Annotated in this window: 15 protein-coding genes; 7 read left to right on the top strand and 8 right to left on the bottom strand. The window is 73.7% G+C overall.

Annotation, left to right across the window (positions count from 1 at the left end):
* Positions 1-139 precede the first annotated feature (139 nt).
* Positions 140-4,954, top strand: a complete 4,815-nt coding sequence (locus ACFY9S_RS07450; protein ID WP_391123995.1) for a PAS domain-containing protein — start codon at positions 140-142, stop codon at positions 4,952-4,954.
* Positions 4,955-5,275: 321 nt separating this feature from the next.
* Here the strand turns inward: ACFY9S_RS07450 and ACFY9S_RS07445 are convergent, their stop codons facing one another.
* Entirely contained in the window at positions 5,276-5,854 is a 579-nt protein-coding gene (locus ACFY9S_RS07445) for a TetR family transcriptional regulator (protein ID WP_391123993.1), read from the bottom strand.
* A 131-nt stretch (positions 5,855-5,985) separates the two neighbouring features.
* On the opposite strand from ACFY9S_RS07445, the gene ACFY9S_RS07440 reads away from it, so the two are divergent.
* Positions 5,986-7,185, top strand: a complete 1,200-nt coding sequence (locus ACFY9S_RS07440; RefSeq protein ID WP_391123992.1) for an MFS transporter — start codon at positions 5,986-5,988, stop codon at positions 7,183-7,185.
* Positions 7,186-7,217: 32 nt separating this feature from the next.
* On the opposite strand, the gene ACFY9S_RS07435 is transcribed toward ACFY9S_RS07440, so the two are convergent.
* The 6 genes from ACFY9S_RS07435 to ACFY9S_RS07410 form a co-directional block, all read right to left on the bottom strand.
* On the bottom strand, positions 7,218-8,861 hold the full coding sequence (locus ACFY9S_RS07435) for a long-chain-fatty-acid--CoA ligase (RefSeq protein WP_391124261.1): 1,644 nt from the start codon (positions 8,859-8,861) through the stop codon (positions 7,218-7,220).
* A 160-nt stretch (positions 8,862-9,021) separates the two neighbouring features.
* Positions 9,022-9,582 carry a SigE family RNA polymerase sigma factor gene (locus tag ACFY9S_RS07430; protein WP_102912780.1) on the bottom strand — a complete coding sequence of 187 codons (561 nt, stop codon included), beginning with the start codon at positions 9,580-9,582 and terminating at the stop codon, positions 9,022-9,024.
* A 133-nt stretch (positions 9,583-9,715) separates the two neighbouring features.
* Positions 9,716-10,888 carry a lipid-transfer protein gene (locus ACFY9S_RS07425; RefSeq protein ID WP_391123991.1) on the bottom strand — a complete coding sequence of 391 codons (1,173 nt, stop codon included), beginning with the start codon at positions 10,886-10,888 and terminating at the stop codon, positions 9,716-9,718.
* A gap of 210 nt (positions 10,889-11,098) precedes the next feature.
* A complete protein-coding gene (locus tag ACFY9S_RS07420) occupies positions 11,099-11,482 on the bottom strand; it encodes a MaoC/PaaZ C-terminal domain-containing protein (protein WP_391123990.1) in 384 nt (127 codons plus the stop codon).
* Positions 11,479-12,477 carry an OB-fold domain-containing protein gene (locus ACFY9S_RS07415; protein ID WP_391123989.1) on the bottom strand — a complete coding sequence of 333 codons (999 nt, stop codon included), beginning with the start codon at positions 12,475-12,477 and terminating at the stop codon, positions 11,479-11,481. Before ACFY9S_RS07415 ends, ACFY9S_RS07420 begins: the two co-directional genes overlap by 4 nt.
* A 158-nt stretch (positions 12,478-12,635) precedes the next feature.
* Entirely contained in the window at positions 12,636-12,962 is a 327-nt protein-coding gene (locus ACFY9S_RS07410; RefSeq protein WP_391123988.1) for a hypothetical protein, read from the bottom strand.
* Positions 12,963-13,331: 369 nt separating this feature from the next.
* On the opposite strand from ACFY9S_RS07410, the gene ACFY9S_RS07405 reads away from it, so the two are divergent.
* The 5 genes from ACFY9S_RS07405 to ACFY9S_RS07385 all read left to right on the top strand — a co-directional run bounded on the left by ACFY9S_RS07405 (position 13,332) and on the right by ACFY9S_RS07385 (position 16,235).
* Complete coding sequence (locus tag ACFY9S_RS07405; protein WP_391123986.1) at positions 13,332-14,198, top strand: bifunctional DNA primase/polymerase; 867 nt, start codon at positions 13,332-13,334, stop codon at positions 14,196-14,198.
* A gap of 37 nt (positions 14,199-14,235) precedes the next feature.
* Complete coding sequence (locus ACFY9S_RS07400; protein WP_102913277.1) at positions 14,236-14,712, top strand: hypothetical protein; 477 nt, start codon at positions 14,236-14,238, stop codon at positions 14,710-14,712.
* Positions 14,709-15,233 carry a DinB family protein gene (locus ACFY9S_RS07395; RefSeq protein ID WP_391123984.1) on the top strand — a complete coding sequence of 175 codons (525 nt, stop codon included), beginning with the start codon at positions 14,709-14,711 and terminating at the stop codon, positions 15,231-15,233. The genes ACFY9S_RS07400 and ACFY9S_RS07395 overlap by 4 nt, the downstream gene beginning before the upstream one ends.
* Before the next feature lie 132 nt (positions 15,234-15,365).
* A complete protein-coding gene (locus tag ACFY9S_RS07390) occupies positions 15,366-15,650 on the top strand; it encodes a hypothetical protein (protein ID WP_391123982.1) in 285 nt (94 codons plus the stop codon).
* A gap of 12 nt (positions 15,651-15,662) precedes the next feature.
* A complete protein-coding gene (locus tag ACFY9S_RS07385; protein ID WP_391123980.1) occupies positions 15,663-16,235 on the top strand; it encodes a GNAT family N-acetyltransferase in 573 nt (190 codons plus the stop codon).
* 274 nt (positions 16,236-16,509) lie between these two features.
* Here ACFY9S_RS07385 and ACFY9S_RS07380 read toward each other — a convergent pair.
* On the bottom strand, positions 16,510-19,819 hold a 3,310-nt coding region (locus tag ACFY9S_RS07380), incomplete at its 5' end, for a hypothetical protein (protein ID WP_391123978.1).

Genomic DNA, 19,819 nt, shown 5'->3' with positions numbered 1-19,819 from the left:
TTCCTCGTGGGACCTCGCTCTCATCCGGCGTCGCGAGCGCAACCGCAGCCCTTAGACTCCCTCGCGTGACACGCCGCGGGACGGTTGGCAAGATGGCCCGAGCGGTCGGCAAGGTGCGGTAACAGGGAGGAAGCGTCTCGTGAGCAGCAGGCCATCCCGAGGCGCTGCTCGCCTCGCAGCCATACTGGACGCGCTTCCGGACGCGTTGGTGCTGGTCAACGCCAACGGCACGGTCGTCAACGCCAACACCATCGCCCTGGAGGCCTTCGAGACTCCGGGGACGGCTCTGGTGGGGCGCGGGCTGCTCGATCTGCTGCCGCAGTTCGACTCCAAGCTCATTCCCGGCTCCATGCGGCGGCCGGAGCACCTCGATCCGCATGCCCGGACCAAGCCGACCCGGATGATCGCGCGCAGGACCGACGGGACCGAGTTCCCCGTCGAGGTCACCAGTGCGAATCTGGAGAACGGGCAGCAGGCCTACGACGGTTACGGGTACAGCGGTGACGAGCTGCTCATGCTCGTCGTGAGGGACCTGACCGGGACCGTGGACACCGAGGCCGAGCTCGCGCGGTCGCAGCGGCAGACCGAGATGATCCTGCGGGCCGCGTCCGAGGGCGTCGTCGGGACCGACACCGACGGGCGGATCGTGCTCGTCAATCCGGCCGCCGCCCAGATACTGGGATTCCGGGCCAGCGATCTCGGCGGGCGCGAACTGCACGATCTCGTGCTGCACTCGCGCGCCGACGGCTCGCCCTTCCCGTACGACGAGTCGGCGCTCGCCGACACCCTCCGCTCCGGGCGCAAGCACCGGGTGCGCAGCCAGGTGCTGTACGCCAAGGACGGCGGCAAGGTACCGGTCGACCTGACGACCGCGCCCGTGCGCGACGGCGACCAGCTCGTCGGCGCCGTGATGACCTTCACCGACCGGCGGCCGTACGACGCCGTCGTCGAGGAGAAGGAGGCGGCGGACAAGCGCCACGCCGAGGAACTGGAGCGGATCGCCGAGGAACACGCCTCCGAGCTCACCGCACTGCGCCAGCAGCACGTCACCGAAGTGGAGGAGCTCACCGAGCGGCACGCCGAGGAGCTCGCCGCCAACGAGGACCGGTACGCCGCCCTCGGGGAACGGGAGAAGGACCGTTTCGAGGCGCTCGCCGCCCGCCACGAGCAGTTGCTGACCCTGCTCGGCCGGTCGCTGCGCGGCCCGCTGGACGAGCTGCGCCGCGAGCTGGCCGCGCTGGCCGCCGACGACGCCGGGCAGCTGTGGCCCGAGGCCAACCAGGTGCTGCACCACCTCTCGGCGGGCTATGCGCGCATCACGACACTGATCGACAACGTCCTCGGGTATCAGCGGCTCGACGCGGGCAGCGAGGACGTGTCCCGTACGAAAGTGATGCTGGACGCCGTCGTCGCCGCCGGGGTGGACGGGGCGGTCGAGCTGATCGGGCCCGGGCGGGTGCAGTTCGCCGTGCACGCGCCGCCCATCGAGGCCGAGGTCGACCCCCGGCTGCTCGCGACCGCTCTCGCGCATCTCGTCGCGGACGTGGCGGGGGTCGACGCGACCGGCAACACACCCGTGTCGGCGGGCGGTTACCTGGACAACACCGTCGTGGTGGCGGCGGCGCAGCGCGGCGAGGTCGTCCGCATCGAGGTGCGCGGGCCGTACGCCGGTGGCGACACCGTGCACGAGCCGATCGTGCGCGGGATCGTGCGGGCCCACGGCGGTGTGCTGCAGACGCACGACGTGCCGGGGATGAGCGGGAACGCGTACGTCCTCGAGGTGCCGATCGGGGGCGGGGCCGGAGCGGTCGCCGTCCAGCCGGTGGACGAGTCCGCCGCGCTCGCTCTCGTCGACCCGGCTCTCGTCGACCCGGCTGCCCTCGACCCCGCTGCCGTCGACCCCGCCGGGCAGACGTCCGGTGGGGGGCGGCGCCGGGCCCGGCGGGCCACCACCGACGCCTTCCTGGACGGAGACGTTCCGGGTGGTGAGGGCGAGGCGGCCGGTGGTCCCGGAGCCGACGGGGCCGCGCCCACCGGGCGGCGCAGGCGCCGGGCCGCCCGGGAGCAGGCAGCCCTTCCGGCGCAGGCGTCCGGTGAGGGCGGCGCGTCGGGCGGTACCGGACGGCGGCGGCGCGCGGCCGAGGACGCCGGTGCGGATGCCGTCGGCAGCGCCGTCCAGGGTGTCGCCGAGGGGGCCGTGATGACGGCCGCCGAGCATGCGGCGGGTGCCGCCGCCTCGAACACAGGGCTCGGCGGGACCGTGCCACCGCAGGGTGTGCCCGGGCCGTCCGGGCAGCGGGGCCGGAGTGAAGCCGGTGAGCAGGCGGCGCTGCCGCCCGGACGGCCCGCGCTGTCGTCCGGTGGTGGGGCCGCCGGTCCGTCCGAAGCGGCTCAGGGGCAGTCCCAGCAGCCGACAGGGCGCCGACGGCGTGCGCTGGCCGCCGCCAACGAGCGGGCGGCGGCGGCTCAGGAGGCGGCCGGGCCGCGGCCGGTGTTCGCGCTGCCGCCGGCAGAGGCGGATCAGGCCCCGGTCCAGGCCTCGGCCCCGGTCCCGGCCCAGGTCCCGGCCCCGGTCCCGGCCCAGGTCCCGGCCCCGGTCCCGGCCCAGGTCCCGGCCCAGGTCCCGGCCCAGGCCCCGGCCCAGGCCCAGGCCCAGGCCCAGCAGGAGGTTCCGGCCGAACCAGGGCAGCAGGTCGCCGACGGGCCCGCGGGTGCGCCGGGTGTGGTGCACGCTCAGGGGCAGGGGCAGGTGCCGGTTCCGGGGCAGGTGCCGGTTCCGGAGCACGGCGTCGTGGCGGTCCCCGGTGCGGCTGCCGCCGGTGCCGGGCCGGTCGAGGAGGGGCGGCACGACGCCGTCCCGCACGACCAGTCCGCCGATCACACACCGCCGCAGCCGCATCCGACCAGCGCGCCGACCGGCCGCCGGCGACGGGCCGTCGCCGCGCCGCAGCCGGCCGAGGGGGCCGGAGCGCAGGTGCCGGTGAGCACCGACCAGACGGGTCCGGTGCCTGGCGGTTCCGTGCCGACGGGTCCCGTACCTGCCGGTTCCGTTCCCACGGGCCCCGTACCTGCCGGTTCCATCCCTACAGGTCCCGTGCCTGCGGGTTCGGTGCCTGCCGGTTCCGTGCCGGGCGCTCTCGCCCAGGCCGGCGTCGCCGCTCCCCCCGGCGCGCCGGGTACGGCCGTGCCGCCGCAGGGAGTGCCGGATCCGGCGCAGGGGGCCGTCCCCCACGTGAACGCCCCGCAGGGCACCCAGCCGCAGGGCGTGTCCGTCCCCGCTCCGGGCGGCCTGGGGCAGAGTGTGCAGGCGGCCCTGCCGGGGCAGGCAGTGCAGCCCGCCGCCCCGGCCCAGCCCGTGCCGCAGCAGGGTGTCGCCGCACCGGGTCAGCAGCCCGCCGCAGGGCCGCTCCCCGCGGAGGCCGCTCCCGGGCAGGGCACGCCGCCCCAGGGCACACCCACTCAGGGAACCGGGGCACCCCAGCCCGACTCCCGGCAGCCCGGTGCCCAGCCCTGGCCCGCCGCCGACGCCACGTCGGGGGCCGGTACCGCACACCCGGCGCCTTCGAACGGCACGCCGCCCCGGGCCCCGCAGCAGCACACGCCCGCGCCGGGCACCCCGCTGCCGCCGGAGGGCTCGCCGCGGGCGGCTCAGCCGTTGCCCGCCGAGGCCGCTGCGCCCGTCGACCCGAACTCGACGCAGGGACGGGCCATCAGCGTGCGGACGCTGGGCCAGGGCGTGCCGTTCAACCGGCAGGCGCTCCAGGTCCAGCAGCCCTCGGCCGTGCCCGCCCCGCAGTCCGTCCCGTACCCGCAGCAGACGGCGACGCCTCCCCCGCACCAGTCGGGTGGATCGGGGCGGCGCCGCAAGCTCGGCACGCCGCCCGACCCGGCGTCGCGTACGGACCAGGCGGGCCGCCCGGAGCAGCAGGGGCAGCCGCGTCAGGCACCCCGGCCGGAGCAGGCGGCGCGGCCGCATCCGACGGCCGAGCACACGCCGCCCCCGGTCGCCGCGCAGGTCCCCGCCCCGGCCACCGCCCCCGTTCCGGCGCAGCCGTCCCTCGCCGGTCAGTCGCGCCTGGCGCAGATGACCGAGGGCGGCGGACGGTCGTACGCCATAGGCGCACCGGACGAGAACGCCGCCGAGGGGCCGGAGCCGCTGGACGGGCCCGGCGGGGCCGTCGAGGTGGCCGATCCGCCGCGGCCGCAGCCGATGGACGACGAACTGCCGCCCGAGCCGCTGGACAACCCGCGGCGGCTGCTGGTGTGGCCGGCGCCGGACGTCAGCACCCAGCAGGCGCTGAGCGACCGCGGCTACCGGCCGGTGATCGTGAACTCGCGCGAGGAGGTCGACGCGCAGATCGCGGCCTTCCCCGCCGCGCTGTTCGTCGACCCGCTGACCGGGCCGATCACGCGGACGGCACTGCAGTCACTGCGGCAGGCCGCCGTGGCCGCGGAGGTGCCCGTCCTCGTCACGGCCGGGCTCGGGCAGGCCTCGCGGGACGCGGCGTACGGCGCCGATCCGGCCGTGCTGCTGAAGGCGCTGGCGCCGCGCGACAGTGAGCAGCACCCGCCGCGGGTGCTGCTGGTCGAGGAGCACGCGGAGATCGCGCTGGCGCTGACGGCGACGCTGGAGCGGCGCGGTATGCAGGTCGCGCGGGCCGCGAGTGACGCGGACGCGGTGACGCTGGCGGGGCAGTTCCGGCCGAACCTGGTCGTGATGGATCTGCTCCAGGTGCACCGGCGGCAGGAGGGATACGCCGGGATCATCGACTGGCTGCGGGCGAACGGGCAGCTCAACCGCACTCCGCTCGTCGTGTACACCGCCGCCGTCGACCAGGCGGACCTGCCGCGGCTGGCGTCCGGGGAAACGGTGCTGTTCCTCGCGGAGCGGTCCACCAGCCCGGAGGTGCAGTCCAGGATCGTCGAGCTGCTCAGCCGGATCGGGACCAACTGAGCACCGGGCAGTAGTCCTACCGAGCCGCAGTCAGCCGGGGTACGTCATACCTGGCCGTGAGCCGGGGCGAGTCCAGCCGGGCCGTCAGACCGGGGCGCGGCCTACCGAGCCGTCTGGCTGGCGCGCGGCCTACCGATCCGTCTGGCTGGCGCGCGGCCTACCGAGCCGTCTGGCTGGCGCGCGGCCTACCGAGCCGTCTGGCTGGCGCGCGGCCTACCGAGCCGTCAGACGGGGCACGTCCAGCCTGTCCGTCAGCCCGCGCGAGTCCTGCCTGTCCGTCAGCCCGCGCGAGTCCTGCCGAGCCGTCAGCCGGCTCGCGGACTACGGGGCCGTCAGCCGGCGCGCGGCCTCCTTCACCGAGGCCCGCAGACGGTCCCGCTCGGGCTCGCCGTCGCCGACCAGGATGCGCCGCATCTGGGGGACGACGGCGGTCCAGTTGGCCAGGGCCGTCAGCAGGAACAGCAGGTCGGCCGCCGGAATGGCGTCCGTGACGGCTCCGCGCCGCTGCCCCTCCCGCAGGGCGGCGACCTTGCGGGCGTAGTGCTCCTGGCGGTCGGACTCGTGGGGCAGCTCGGTGCTGCCGTACTCCAGGCCCTCCCAGAAGAGCAGGCGCAGCAGCTCCGGGTGGGCGGCGTGATAGTCCATCAGGCGGTCGACCCAGCTCTCGATGTCGTCCGGGTCGACGGGGACGGCCTCGGCGAGGTGGAGCATCTTCTTTTCGAGGACGATCGCGAACAGCTCGGCCTTGTTGCCGAAGTAGGCGTAGATGAGCTGTTTGTTGGCCTTCGCCGAGCCGGCGATGCGGTCGATGCGGGCGCCGGCGATCCCGTGCCGGGCGAACTCGGCGACCGCCGCCTCGAAGATCCGGGCCTTGGTGGCCTCGGGGTCCCTTGCTGCCATGGGGGAGAGGGTAGCGCGCCAGGGTAACCAACTGTTTGGTTGACAGTGGAGCGCGGGGCGGCCCAGACTGTTCCCTCATCCGCCAACCAACCAGTTAGTTGCTGGAGCCGACTCCAAGGAGTCCCCCTCCCATGTCGTCAGCGACCACCACCACCGCCCGCGGCACCGAACCCGTACGGCAGGCCCGTACGCCCGCCCCCGGCCTCTTCCTCTCCCTGCTCGCCGTGTGCAGCGCGGTCACCGCCGCCAACATCTACCTCGCCGCGCCACTGCTCCCGCTCATGGCCCGCGACTTCGGCTCGGCGCCCTCGGCCATCGCCTGGATCGCCTCGGTCGCCCAGCTCGGCTACGCGGTCGGGCTGCTGTTCTTCGCCCCGCTGGGCGACCGTGCGAACCGGCGCCGGCTGGTCGCCGGGCTCACACTCGTCACCGCGCTCGCGCTGGGTGCCAGTGCGGCGGCCCCGGGCGCCGCCGCCCTCGCGGCCGCGGTGTTCGTCGCCTCGGCGGCGACCGTGATCCCCCAGCTGCTCGTCCCGCTGGTCGCCGAGCGGGCCCCGGCCGAGCGGCGGGCCCGGCATGTCGCGGCGGTCATCGCGGGCCTGTTCACCGGCATCGTCGCGGCCCGGGTCCTGGGCGGGCTGGCCGGGCAGGCGTTCGGCTGGCGGTGGGTGTTCGCGGGCGCGGCCGTGCTCACGCTCGCCCTGGGTCTCGCGACCGCGGTGGTCCTGCCCTCGGGGCAACGCCGGGCGGGTCCGCTGTTCGCGGGGCTCGTCGCACTGCCGTCGGTGCTGCGGAGCTCGCCGGAGCTGTGGCGGGCGTGCGTGCGACAGGCCGGGATGTTCGGTGCGTGGAGCGCGCTGTGGACCTCACTGGCCCTGCTGCTGACCGGGCCGGAGTACGGCCTGTCCATCGCGACCGCCGGCCTGTTCGGGCTCTTCGGGCTGACCGCGAGTGCGGTGGCGCCGTTGGCGGGCGGGCTGGTGGACCGGTTCGGTGCGGCGCGGGTCGTGCGCTCCGCGTATCTGGTCGCCGCCGTGTCGGTGCCCCTGTTCTGGCTGGGCGGGCACGTGCTCTGGGCGCTGTTCGCCGCCGCGGTCGCCGTGCACGCGGCCTTGGTCGCCTCCCACGTGGCCAACCAGACCCTGGCCCTGACCACGACATCCACCCCCGCCACGGCCAACACCGCCTATGTGGTGGCCGGCTTCGCGGGCGGCGCCGCCGCATCGGCCCTCGCGGGGACCGCCTTCAGCCACTTCGGGTGGGACGGGGTGTGCGGGGTCGCGGGCCTGTGGCTGGTCCTGGGGTGGGGCGTGACCGCCGTACGACGGTGAGGTGCTGCTGCCGTACGGCGGTCCGGGGCGGGTCAGAGGCTGGTGACGTCCAGCTCCCCCTGCGCGTACTGCCTGCGCAGCACCTTCTTGTCGAACTTTCCTACGCTCGTCTTCGGGACCGTCTCGACGATCGTCCAGCGCTCGGGGAGCTGCCACTTGGCGATCCTGCCCTCGTCGGCGAGGAAGGTGCGCAGCGTCTCGAAGGTGGCGGTGGAGCCCTCCTTGAGGACGACCGTGGCCAGGGGGCGCTCGCCCCACTTGTCGTCGGGGACGGCCACGACGGCCGCCTCGGCGACGTCCGGGTGGGACATCAGCGCGTTCTCCAGCTCCACCGACGAGATCCACTCGCCGCCGGACTTGATGACGTCCTTGGCCCGGTCGGTGAGGGTGAGGTAGCCGTCGGCGGAGATGGTGCCGACGTCGCCCGTCTTGAGCCAGCCGTCCTCGCTGAACTTGTCCGCGGGGCGGAGCAGTTCGCCGTCGGGCCCGTTGTAGTAGGCACCGGCGATCCAGGGGCCGCGCACCTCCAGCTCGCCGGCGGACTCCCCGTCCCAGGGGAGGCGTTCGCCGCCGGGGCCGGTCAGGCGGCCCTCGACGCCGGCCGGGAAACGGCCCTGGGTGAGGCGGTAGGCGAACTCCTCCTCCGTGCCGGCCACAGCGGCAGGCGGACGGGCGATCGTGCCCAGCGGGGACGTCTCCGTCATGCCCCAGGCGTGGCAGACCCGCATGCCCAGCTTGTCGAAGGCCTCCATCAGCGAGGGCGGGCAGGCCGAGCCGCCGATGGTGACCTGGCCGAGGGACGAGACGTCGCGGGGGTTCGCGGTCAGCTCGGCGAGCAGGCCCTGCCAGATGGTGGGGACGGCGGCGGCGTGGGTCGGCCGCTCGCTCTCGATCATCGCGGCGAGCGGGGCCGGCTGGAGGAAACGGTCCGGCATCAGCATGTTGACGCCGGTCATGAAGGTCGCGTGCGGCAGGCCCCAGGCGTTCACGTGGAACTGGGGCACCACCACCAGGGAGGTGTCCTCGTCGGTCAGGCCCATCGACTGGGCCATGTTGACCTGCATGGAGTGCAGGTAGACGGAGCGGTGGCTGTAGACCACGCCCTTGGGGTCGCCGGTGGTGCCGGAGGTGTAGCACATGGCGGCGGCCTGGCGTTCGTCCAGCTCGGGCCAGTCGTAGGAGGTGGGCTTGCCGGCGATCAGGTCCTCGTACTCGTGGACGCGGACGGCCGCGCCGGCGAGGAGCGAACGGTCTCCGGGACCCGTGACGACCACGTGCTCGACCGGCTTCAGGTGCGGGAGCAGCGGGGCGAGCAGCGGGAGCAGCGAACCGTTGGCGATGATCACACGGTCGGCGGCGTGGTTGACGATCCAGGCCAGCTGCTCTGGCGGGAGGCGGAGGTTCAGGGTGTGGAGGACCGCGCCCATGGAGGGGATCGCGAAGTACGCCTCGACGTGTTCCGCGTTGTTCCAGGCCAGGGTTGCCACGCGCTCGTCGCCGGTGACGCCGAGGTCGTCCCTCAGCGCGTGGGCCAGCTGGGCCGCGCGGGCGCCGATCTCCGCGAAGGAGCGGCGGTGCGGCTCGTCCTCACCGGTCCAGGTGGTCACCTGCGATGTCCCGTGGATCGTCGACCCGTGGGTCAGGATCCTTGAGATCAACAGCGGTACGTCCTGCATGGTGCTCAGCACGGCGTCCTCCCGGGGGCGACTTTGCCTACGCGGTGGTAAAGGTTGCGCTGATTCTGCGCACATACCGCGTGGTATGTCACTAGAACCGGGTGATCGATCAGATCACGCCATGCGGAAGGGTCGGCTCACAAGCGGGCGGGGCACCGCCTCACTGGCGGACAAGCCCCAGCTCAGCATCCTCGCGGAGCTTGCCGAGCGCCCGGGAGACGGCCGACTTCACCGTGCCCACCGAGACGCCGAGCACCTCGGCTGTCTGGACCTCACTGAGATCCTCGTAGTACCTGAGGACCAGCATCGCCCGCTGCCGGGTGGGCAGCCGCATGATCGCCCGCCACATCGCGTCGCGCAGCGCCTGCTGTTCGGCCGGGTCGGCACCGCCGGGCACCGGGTCCGGCTCGGGCAGCTCGTCGCAGGCGAACTCGTCGACCTTGCGCTTGCGCCACTGCGAGGTCCGGGTGTTCAGCAGCGCCCGGCGCACATAGCCGTCGAGGGCGCGGTGGTCCTCGATGCGCTCCCAGGCGACGTACGTCTTGGTGAGGGCGGTCTGCAGCAGGTCCTCCGCGTCGCTCGGGTTGCCGGTGAGCGAGCGGGCGGTACGCAGCAGCACCGGCTGGCGGGCCCTGACGTACGACGAGAACGACGGGTACGGAAGGGTCTGCGCCGCTGGTCCGGCCGCCTTGGAAGCGCTCGTGCAGACGAGTGTGGTCATGGCTCAACGCTATGAGCGCGAGCAGGGCCGGCGGATCGGCCGCAGGTCCCGAAGCGGGGTCCCCCTCAGGTTGTAGGGGTGGGGCCCGCCGCACCTCCTGTAGGTGGAGCGGTGGGCCCGGGGTACTGCGGGTTCACCCCTGGGGGGCGGCGGTCAGTACGAGTCCCGACGTGGGCACGCCCGTCCCGGCCGTCACCAGGACCCGTTCCGCCCCGGGCACCTGGTTCACCGCCGTGCCCCTGATCTGCCGTACGGCCTCCGCGATGCCGTTCATGCCGTGCAGGTACGCCTCCCCCAGCTGCCCGCCGTGCGTGTTGAGCGGCAGGCGCTCCTCGGCCACGAAGTCCGCCGCCTCGCCGGGTCCGCAGAAGCCGTACTCCTCCAGCTGTGTCAGCACGAATGGCGTGAAGTGGTCGTAGAGGATCCCCACGTCGATGTCGGCGGGCCCGAGCCCCGAGGCGCGCCACAGCTGCCGGGCGACCACCGCGGCCTCGGGCAGGCCGGTCAGGTCGCCGCGGTAGAAGCCGGTCATCTGCTCCTGGGCGCGTCCGGCGCCCTGGGCGGCCGCGGCGATCACGGCGGGTGGATGGGGCAGGTCGCGGGCCCGTTCGACGGAGGTGACGACGAGGGCCTGGCCGCCGTCCGTCTCCTGGCAGCAGTCGAGCAGCCGCAGCGGTTCGGCGATCCAGCGCGAGGCGGCGTGGTCGGCCAGGGTGATGGGCCGGCCGTGGAAGTGGGCCGCCGGGTTGGTCGCCGCGTACTTCCGGCCGACGACCGCCACGTGCCCGAACGCCTCCGGGGTCAGCCCGTGGGTGTGGAGGTAGCGCCGGGCCGCCATCGCCACCCACGAGGCCGGGGTGAGCAGGCCGAACGGCAGGGACCAGCCGAGGGCCGCGCCCTCCGCCGTCGGCTCCCGGTGCCGCACCCCGGAGCCGAAGCGGCGGCCCGAGCGCTCGTTGAACGCCCGGTAGCAGACGACCACGTCCGCCACGCCCGCGGCGATCGCCATGGCCGCCTGCTGCACGGTCGCGCAGGCCGCGCCGCCGCCGTAGTGGACGCGGGAGAAGAAGGACAGCTCCTCGATGCCCGCCGCCTGGGCGACGGTGATCTCGGGGCTGGTGTCCATGGTGAAGGTGACCATCCCGTCGACGTCGGCCGGGGTCAGCCCGGCGTCCGCCAGGGCCGCCCGCACCGCCTCGACGGCGAGGCCCAGTTCGCTGCGGCCCGAGTCCTTGGAGAAGGCCGTGGCCCCCGCACCGACGACGGCCGCGCGCCCCCCGAGACCGCCCTGCTCTCGTGCGCTCATGCCGGGATCCTCACCGTCACCGTGCCCGTGACGTGCGTGCCGACGCCGTTCGCGCCGACGACGACCGCGTGCCCCCCGAAACCGCCCCGCCCTCGCGCGCTCATCCCGGGATCCTCACCGTCACCGTCACCGTCCCCGTGACATGCGTGCCGACGCCGTTCGCGCCGACGACGACCGCGCGCCCCCCGAAACCGTCCCCCGCTCGCGCGCTCATCCCGAGATCCTCACCGTCACCGTGCCCGTGACATGCGTGCCGACGCCGTTCGCGCCGACGACCCGGACGGTCACCGTGTCGCCGTCGGCCGCCTCGACCGTGCCCGTGAGCACCATCGTGTCGCCGGGGTGGTTGGGCGCGCCGAGCCGGATGGCGACCCGGCGCAGCTCCGCCCGCGGGCCGAAGTGGTCGGTGATGTAGCGGCCGACCAGGCCGTTGGTCGTCAGGATGTTCATGAAGATGTCGGGGGAGCCCTTGCGCCGGGCGAGCTCCGGGTCGTGGTGGACGTCCTGGTAGTCCCGGGAGGCGATCGCCCCGGCGACGATCAGGGTCCGGGTGACGGGGACCTCCAGGGGCGGGAGGCGGTCACCGGCCTTCACGGGCGCACCCCCTGGAACACCGGCAGTTCCAGCTCCTGGTCGAACGGCCGGAACACCGGCAGTTCCAGCTCCGCGTCGTACCGCCGGAACTCCAGCCGCACCGGCATGCCGATCCGCACCTGGTCGTACGGCACCCCGACCACGTTGCTGACGATCCGCACTCCCTCCGCGAGTTCGATGAGGCCGACCGCGTAGGGCGGCTCGAAGGCCGGGAAGGGCGGGTGGTGCATGACGACGTACGAGTAGACCGTGCCCGCGCCGCTCGCCGCCACGGTGTCCCAGTCCGGGGAGCCGCACCCGTTGCACCCCGGCAGCCAGGGGAGACGCAGGGTGCGGCAGGCGGTGCAGCGCTGGATGAGAAGCTCGTGGCGGGCCACGCCCTCCCAGAAGCCGGCGTTGTCGCGGTTGACGACCGGGCGGGGGCGGCGTTCCACCGGTTTCGAAGGCCGGTGTGCGGGGGCGTACTTGAGGATGCGGAAGCGGTGGGTGCCGGCGAGTTCGCCCCCGGCCCGGACGTCCGTGCGGGTGGTGACGAAGTAGCCGGTGCCGAGCTTCGTGGTCTTGCGGCCGGACACCGACTCGATCACGGAGTCGAAGGTGACCTGGTCGCCCGGGCGCAGCGGGCGCAGGTACTCCTGTTCGCAGTCGGTGGCGACGACCGCGTCGTGGCCCGACGCGTCGAGCAGCGTGAGGAGTTCGTCGTAGGCGGCCGTGCGTTCCGGGCGGTGGGTGAGGCCGGCCATGGTCCAGGCCTGGAGCATGGTGGGCGGGGCGATGGCGTCCGGTCCCGTGTACGCGGGGTTGGTGTCGCCCATGGCCTCGCACCAGTGCCTGATCATCGGCTCGTTGACCGGGTCGCGGCCGACTCCGGTGGCGGCGGCCGGCCGGCCCTCGTAGGCCCTCAGGCGCGCCTCGAACTCCTCCGCGGGCGGCGGAACGGTCCGGGAGGCGTGCTTCGTCTCCCGGCCTGCGTGGACCTTCGGCTCACCACTCACGATTTCTGACTGTCCGTCAGATCTGACGTTTCGTCAAGACTTGGCAGACGCGAAAACGCCTGCGCGGCGGTACCGGAGTACCGCCGCTCAGACGTTGTGACCCCATGAAGCACACCCCGTCGCACCCGGGCCGATGCCGCCGCACCGGCCCGCTCAGCTCACCACCACAGCGGGGCGAAGCTGATGGCGGTGTTGGCGTTGCCCTGATTGACGGCCGTGAACTCCGAGCCGTTGACCTGGGCGGTGTTGCTCTGGTTCGAGGCGCCGTCACCGACGGCCTGCTGCTGGGTGGTGGCCGCCGTGCCGAAGTTGTCGCCTCCGACGCCGCTGCCGAGGATGCCCTGCTCGGCCTCCGTGACGGACGCGATGGATCCGTCGTCCGCGAAGGCGCCGTTGTCCGCCGTCGCGACACCGGTGAAGAGGGCGGCTGCGAGCGGCAGGGCGGAGACGGCTGCGATGACGCGGGCGGTACGGATGCTTGCCATGTTCTTGTCCCTCCAGGACTGATCGAACCGAGGACGCACCGGCTCTTGGCCGTTTCGTGCGTGAACCACTGCTGTCACCAGGGAGGTTGGCCGACCGCCCCGGTGCGGTGCTCGACGTCGCGCTTCCAGAGTTGCCCACCGAATCCCCGGCGAACCACACCGGAAGCCGCTATTCGCACGCAAGCGTGAGGACAAGTCGATAAACCCCTGTGCGTCACTTCCGTACCGAATGGGAGCGAAAGGGGGCGTTCGAACCCGGGTGCCGCAAGGGACGAAGCGTTACGGCGTCCTTCCCGGCCGCCGTCCGGCCCCGGCGCGTCGCACCCGCTCCCTCTTTCCTTTTTCGAACGTACGTACGAAACTAGAGTCATGGCCACCACCGACCGGCAGGCCACGACGCTGGCCCTCGCACACGCCCTGTCAGCCGCCGAACGCGGGCTGGCCGTCATACCCCTGTCCCGCTCCAAGCTCCCGGCCCTGCGCTCACCGCACCGAGACGACCCCACGCCCTCCCCCTGCCACGGCGCGTGCGGCCGCCTCGGGCACGGCATCTACGACGCCTCCAGCGACCCCGACCGCATCCGGGAACTGTTCGCCGCCGCTCCCCGGGCGACCGGCTACGGCATCGCCTGCGGGCTGCCCCCGCACCACCTGATCGGCCTCGACCTCGACGTGAAGACCGGCACGGACTCCTCGGCCGCCCTGCGTGAGCTGGCACTGCGGCACCTGTTCACGATCCCGCCGACCGTGGTCGTCGTGACACCGTCCGGCGGGCGGCACCTGTGGCTGAGCGGACCGCCCGAGGTCGTCGTCCCCAACTCGGCGGGCCGGCTCGCCCCCGGCATCGACATCCGGGGCGCGGGCGGCTACCTGGTCGGCCCCGGCTCCCGCACGGACCAGGGCGTGTACGCCGCCGCCCCGGGCACCGCACACCTGGCCCCCGCCCCCTGCCCCCGCTCCCTCCTGCGGCTGCTCCTTCCACCGCCCCGCGCCCACCACCCGGTGCCCCCTGCCGCCGCCGGGCACGGCCAGGGCCTGGTCCAGTTCGTCCTGGCCGCGCACGAGGGCCAGCGCAACACCCGCCTGTTCTGGGCCGCCTGCCGCGCCTACGAGGACGGCATCGGCCCGGCGCTCGTCGATCCGCTGACCGACGCGGCCCGGGCCACCGGCCTGTCCGAACGGGAGGCCCGGGCGACGATCGCCTCGGCGGCACGGCTGACGGGGCACCGGCCCTGAACCCGGTTCCGCCCATGACCACCACCGAAAGACCTCGATGCAACTGCACGCGAAAAGGCCGGCCCTGGCGCTCGCCCGCCTCGTCCTGGCCTCCGGCCGCCCGGTGGACCTCGCCGAGCTGCGGTTCTCCTCGACGTACGGCGACCTGCAGGACGGCTACCCCTGCAAGCCGCTGAACGACCTGCGCATCCGCAGCCTCCTGCACGCCGCCGAGCGGTCCCGCCCGGGCACGCCGGTGCACCTCCTCCCGCCCCGGCGCGAGTACCCCGACCAGTACGCGGGCGGCCTCGGGCCGGTCGAGGTGCTGCCCGCCGTGGCCTGCCTCGGCACGTTCCACTCGGCGGCCCTGGACCCGGCCCGCGACCCGGTCGCCTACCGCTCGCGCCTGACCGTCGTCTGGTTCCAGTCCACGGCCCGCCTGCCGTCGGGCTGCGACGCCGAACCCGCGCTGCGGGACCTCGACTGGCCGGTACTGGCCCGGGACGCCACGGCCCCCGTAGGGTCGGCCCGATGAGCGCTTCCCGCACGGAACTGCCGCGTTGGCAGTTCGAGTTCACCTGGTCGCTGTTCGAGTACCACCTGGAACGGCTGGAGCCCGGGGACTTCCTCTGGGAGCCCGCCGAGCTCTGCTGGACGATGCGCCGGGGCCCCGACGGCACCTGGGTCCCGGACTGGGCGGACACCGAGCCCGACCCGGTCCCCGTCCCCACCCTCGGGTGGGTGAGCTGGCACATCGGATGGTGGTGGAGCGTCGCCCTCGACCACACACAGGGCCGCCCGCCCCGCGACCGGTCGGACATCGTCTGGCCCGGCGAGGGCGCCCCGACGGTCGAGTGGCTGCGGGGCCTGCGCACCCAGTGGCTCAAGGTCCTCGACGACCTCACCGACCAGGACTTGGACGCCACGGCCCCGTTCCCCTGGCCGAACGATCCCGAGCACACCGTCGCGCACATGGTGGCCTGGGTGAACGCGGAGCTGATGAAGAACGTGAGCGAGATCGGCCAACTGCGGCTGCTGCGGGCGGCGTCCGTCTAGCCCGTGCCGGGGCCACGAGCACGGCGTTCTCCGGAGCGATCTCTGCTCGGTCAGCTGTGCCGACGAGCGTACCGGTACGTCTACATCACTAACGGCAAGCCTGTGACCTGCTGCGCAGCGGTGCGTTGGAGGATGCAGCGATTCCATCTGCTCTCCCGTGCCGCTGCTCTGCTCGTCGCGCTCGTCGTCCTGCAGGGCGGTTCGTCCGCGCTGGCCGCCGAAGGCGGAGGAGGCGGTGGCGGTGGCGGTGGCGGTGGCGGTGGCGGTGGCGGTGGCAACGGCCCGACAGGGGCGATCGATCCGATCACCCCGTTCGCACAGGGCGCCTCCGTGCTCGCCGGGATGGCCCAGCCGTTCTACGACGCGTTCGCCCAGGCCGTGTCCACGGCTCCCGGGGCGCGGCCGCCCGGGGCGTGACATCGTGGGGGCATGAGCATCGAGGTGCGCCCGGCCACGGACTTCGAGGACGTCCGTGCCGTGCTCGGGCCGAAGTCGCCCGGGGCGAACGTCTGCTGGTGCCTGAGCTACCGGATCCCCTCCCGGCTCAACAACGAACTGCGCGGTCCGGATCGCGGCGCGTACGTCGCCGATCTGTGCCGCGCGGACCCGCCCCCGGGCGTCCTCGCCTACGACGGTGACGAACCGGTCGGCTGGGCCGCCGTCGCCCCGCGCGCGGACACGTCGTTCGCCCGCAACCGCAAGATCCCCCACATCGACGACCTGCCGGTGTGGTCGCTCTGGTGTGTCCGGGTCCGCCCCGGCCATCGCAAGCAGGGCATCTCGCACGCCCTCATCGCCGGCGCGGTCGACTTCGCCCGCGACCGGGGCGCCCCGGCGATCGAGGCGTACCCGCTGGACAACGGCGACGCCAAGGTCGATCTGACGATGGCCTACGCGGGTCTGCGGAAGAACTTCGAACGGGCCGGCTTCGCCCAAGCGGCGGACACGACCTCGGTCCTGGCCGGTCACCCGCGCGTTCTCATGCGCCTCGACCTGCGCTGAAAGGGCTGGGCCTTGCTGAAAGAGGCTCGACCTGCGCCTGAAGAAGGCTCCGCCCTGCGCTGGAAGGCGCTCTGGCCTGCGCTGAAGAAGGCCCCGACCTGCGCTGAAAAAAGGCTCGACCGCTGGCGACGGGGGATGCACCAGCGATCGAGCTATGGCCAAGGGTAACAAGCGCTTGCCCACCCCGAGCCGACTGACCGTCAGGAAAAGCCCGGTTGTGACTGGTATCACTGAACTACCGTGTATGCCGGGCCTGTTGGGCGAGACGGCCTCGTCAGCTGTCGCACGGCGGATCGTAGGAGAGCCGGGGCAGGTACTCCCGCCAGGTGTCCGGCGTCAGCACGCCCCGGGTCATCGAGCAGATACGGCGGACGGCAGTGTCGACGTCGAGATCCCAGAGCCGGATCGTGTCCGCGCCGCTCGACACCCCGAGCATGTGGCTGTTCGGACTGAAGGCCAGGAAGGTGCCGGTCTTGGCGTTGGGGCTCATCGACGGGCCGATCGCGGTGGCGTGCGCGGGCTCGGAGACGTTCCACAGCCGGACGGTGCTGTCGTTGCCGCCGCTGGCCAGGGTGCGGCCGTCCCGGCTGAACGTCAGCGACACGACCGCCTCCGTGTGGCCCGTGAGCCGCGCCTGCTCGGAGGCCTCGGCGGGGTCGGTGATGTCCCAGAGGCGGACCGAGTTGTCGTCGCCCGCGCTGGCCAGGGTGTGGCCGTCGCGGCTGAGGGCGAGCGCGTTGACCGCTCCGAGGTGGCCGCGCAGAGGGGCCCCGATCAGGGTCACCCGGCCGGGGTCGGTCGTGTTCCACAGGCGGATCGTGCCGTCCGCGCTGCCACTGGCGAGGGTCCGGCCGTCCGGGCCGAACACCAGGTGGTTGATGTAGCCCTTGTGGCCCGTGAGGGGGATGCCGAGCGGGCGTGGCCGGGCCGGGTCGCCGATGTTCCACAGCTGGACGGTGCGGTCGTCGTAGGCCGTGGCCAGGATCCGCCCGTCGGGGCTGAAGGCCAGCGGGTCGGCGTACCGCACGCGCAGGCGGGCGGGAGAGCCGTGACGGACCGGGCGTTCGGGGTCGCCGAGGTTCCACAGCTCCACCACCCGGTCGCCCGTCACGATCGCGAGGGTGCGGCCGTCCGGGGAGAAGTGCAGGGAACGCACGTCGCCCTGGCCCGGGCGAAACGGTTCTCCTATCCGGATCGGCCTGCCGGGCGTCCGCACGTCCCACAGCCGGATCCGCCCGTCCCGGGCCGCCGTCGCGAGAAGCCGCCCGTCCGGTCGGAACACTCCGGTCCGGCCGGTCATGTCCGACGTGGGCAGCGACCACAGGCGGACCCTGTTGTCGCCCGCACCGGTGGCGAGCGTGCGCCCGTCGGGGCTGAAGCCGAGCGCGTACATCTCGCCGCTGCTGCCCGCTAGGGGCCCGCCGACCTGCGACGCGTGCTCCGGATCACCGACCTTCCACAGGCTCGCGGTGCTGTCCGCGCTGGCCGCGGCGAGCATGTTCCCGTCCGGACTGAAGGCCACGGACCAGACCGGCCCGGTGTGGCCGGTGAGCGGCGCGCCGACCGCGGCCGGGCGGCCCGGACCGGCCATGTTCCACAGGTGTACGGTGCCGTCCGCGCTGCCGCTGGCGAGCGTGCGCCCGTCGGGGCTGAAGTCCACGGAGTGCACGGTGGCGGTGTGGCCGGTCAGCGGCGCCCCGGCCGGCTGCGGACGCCCCGGGCCGGACACGTCCCACAGCCGGATCGTGCCGTCGTCACCGCCCGCGGCCAGCGTCCCGCCGTCCGGGCCGAACGCCACCGAACGCACGGCTGCCGTGTGTCCGGTCAGGGGCTCGCCCAGGGCCCGCGGCCGGCTCGTGTCGGCCATGTTCCACAGCCGCACGGTGCGGTCGTCGCCGGCGGAGGCCAGCGTGCGGCCGTCCGGACTGAAGGCGATCAGGTAAATCGTGCCGTCGTGGCCGGTCAGGGGCTCGCCGAGCGGCTTCGGGCGGCCGGGGTCGGTCACGTCCCACAGCCGGATCGTGCCGTCGTCGGACGCGCTGGCGAGCGTACGGCCGTCCGGGCTGAAGACCGCGCTGCTCACCCAGCTCGTGTGACCGGTGAGGGGCCTGCCCAGGGCCTTCGGGCGCTTGGGGTCGGCGACGTCCCACAGCCGTACGGTCCGGTCGTAGCTGGCGGTGGCCAGTACCCGTCCGTCCGGGCTGAACGTCGTGAGGTAGACGGCGCCCGTGTGGCCGGTGAGGGGTCTGGAGAGCGGGGCGTTCACGATGGAGATCAGACGGCTGTTCGCGCCCTTGTCGTCGGGCCGCAGACCGTGCGCCACGAGGTCGAGCTGCGCGGACAGCGACGGATCGGTGTGCTGGACGCGGTCGGACTGGGCGAGCACCTGCTCGAAGACGGCTGCGTCCCGCTGCTTCCAGGCCACGACGGCGGACCCGCCGGCCAGCACCGCCAGTACGACCAGCGCCGCCACCGCGCCCCGGCTGATCCAGATGATCCGCCTGCGCAGCCGGACGGACGCGGCCAGGAACTCCACGGCGCTGCGGGTCAGGAACGTGTCCCCGGCGGATCTCGCCCAGCCGTGGGCCTGCTCCAGCCGGGAGCCCCGGTAGAGCAGTGAGGTGTCGTGGTTCGACTCCTCCCACGCCCGGCCGTCCTCCTCCAGGCGCTGGCGCAGCAGATTGCCCTGCCGGTCCTCGTCGATCCAGTCGCGCAGCCGTGGCCAGGCGTGCAGCAGTGCCTCGTGGGTGATCTCCACGGTCTCCGCGTCGAGCGTCACCAGCCGGGCGCGGACCAGCGCTTCGAGGGACTCCTCGGTCTTGCCCGGGTCGGCCGACTCCTGCGCCAGCTGACGCCGGGTCCCGCGGCGCCGCGTGGCCTGGGTGTCCTCGCCGAGGCGGACCAGACGGAGCAGGAGCAGCCGGGCCGCCGTGCGCGCGGCCGGATCGAGACCGGCCCAGGCCCGTTCGGCGGTCGCCGCGACCGCGCCCTGGATGCCGCCGGCCGCGCGGTAGCCGGCCAGCGTGAGCCGGCCCCCCTTCCTGCGCTGCCAGGTGGCGAGCAGGGCGTGCGAGAGGAGCGGCAGCACACCTGCGTCGTGCGCCGGGCGCAGGCCGTCGGCACTGACCTCCCGGACGATCAGCTCCGCGAGGCCCGGTTCCAGCTCCAGGCCGACGGCCTTGGCCGGGCCGGTCACCGCCTCGCGCAGCTCCGTGGTGGTCAGCGGACCGAGCACCATGTGCCGGTGCTGGAGCGCGTCGGGCAGCTCGGGGTACCTCAGGCAGCGGTAGTAGAAGTCGGCGCGTATGCCCAGCACCACGACCGCCGGGGCCGGTTCGCCGGGGCCGCCGGGCGAGCAGGCGGCGTGCAGGACCTCGATGAAGGCGCGCCGCTCCGCTTCGTCGGGGCAGAGCGTGAACGTTTCCTCGAACTGGTCCACGATCACGACCGGACGGGCCCCGGAAGGAGCCACGCGCCGTGCCCAGGCGGCGACGGCGGCGCGGGCGGAAGCGGCGGAGGGCGGGGTGTCGGGGACTCCCCGGGGAGAGGTGCCGGTGCCCGGGGAGGCGGTGGAGGGTGGGGAG

The sequence above is a fragment of the Streptomyces sp. NPDC012474 genome (assembly GCF_042955185.1).
Taxonomy (GTDB): Bacteria; Actinomycetota; Actinomycetes; order Streptomycetales; family Streptomycetaceae; genus Streptomyces; species Streptomyces cahuitamycinicus.
Note: the sequence above shows the minus strand (reverse complement) of the source record. Positions and strands in the feature narration are given on the sequence as shown.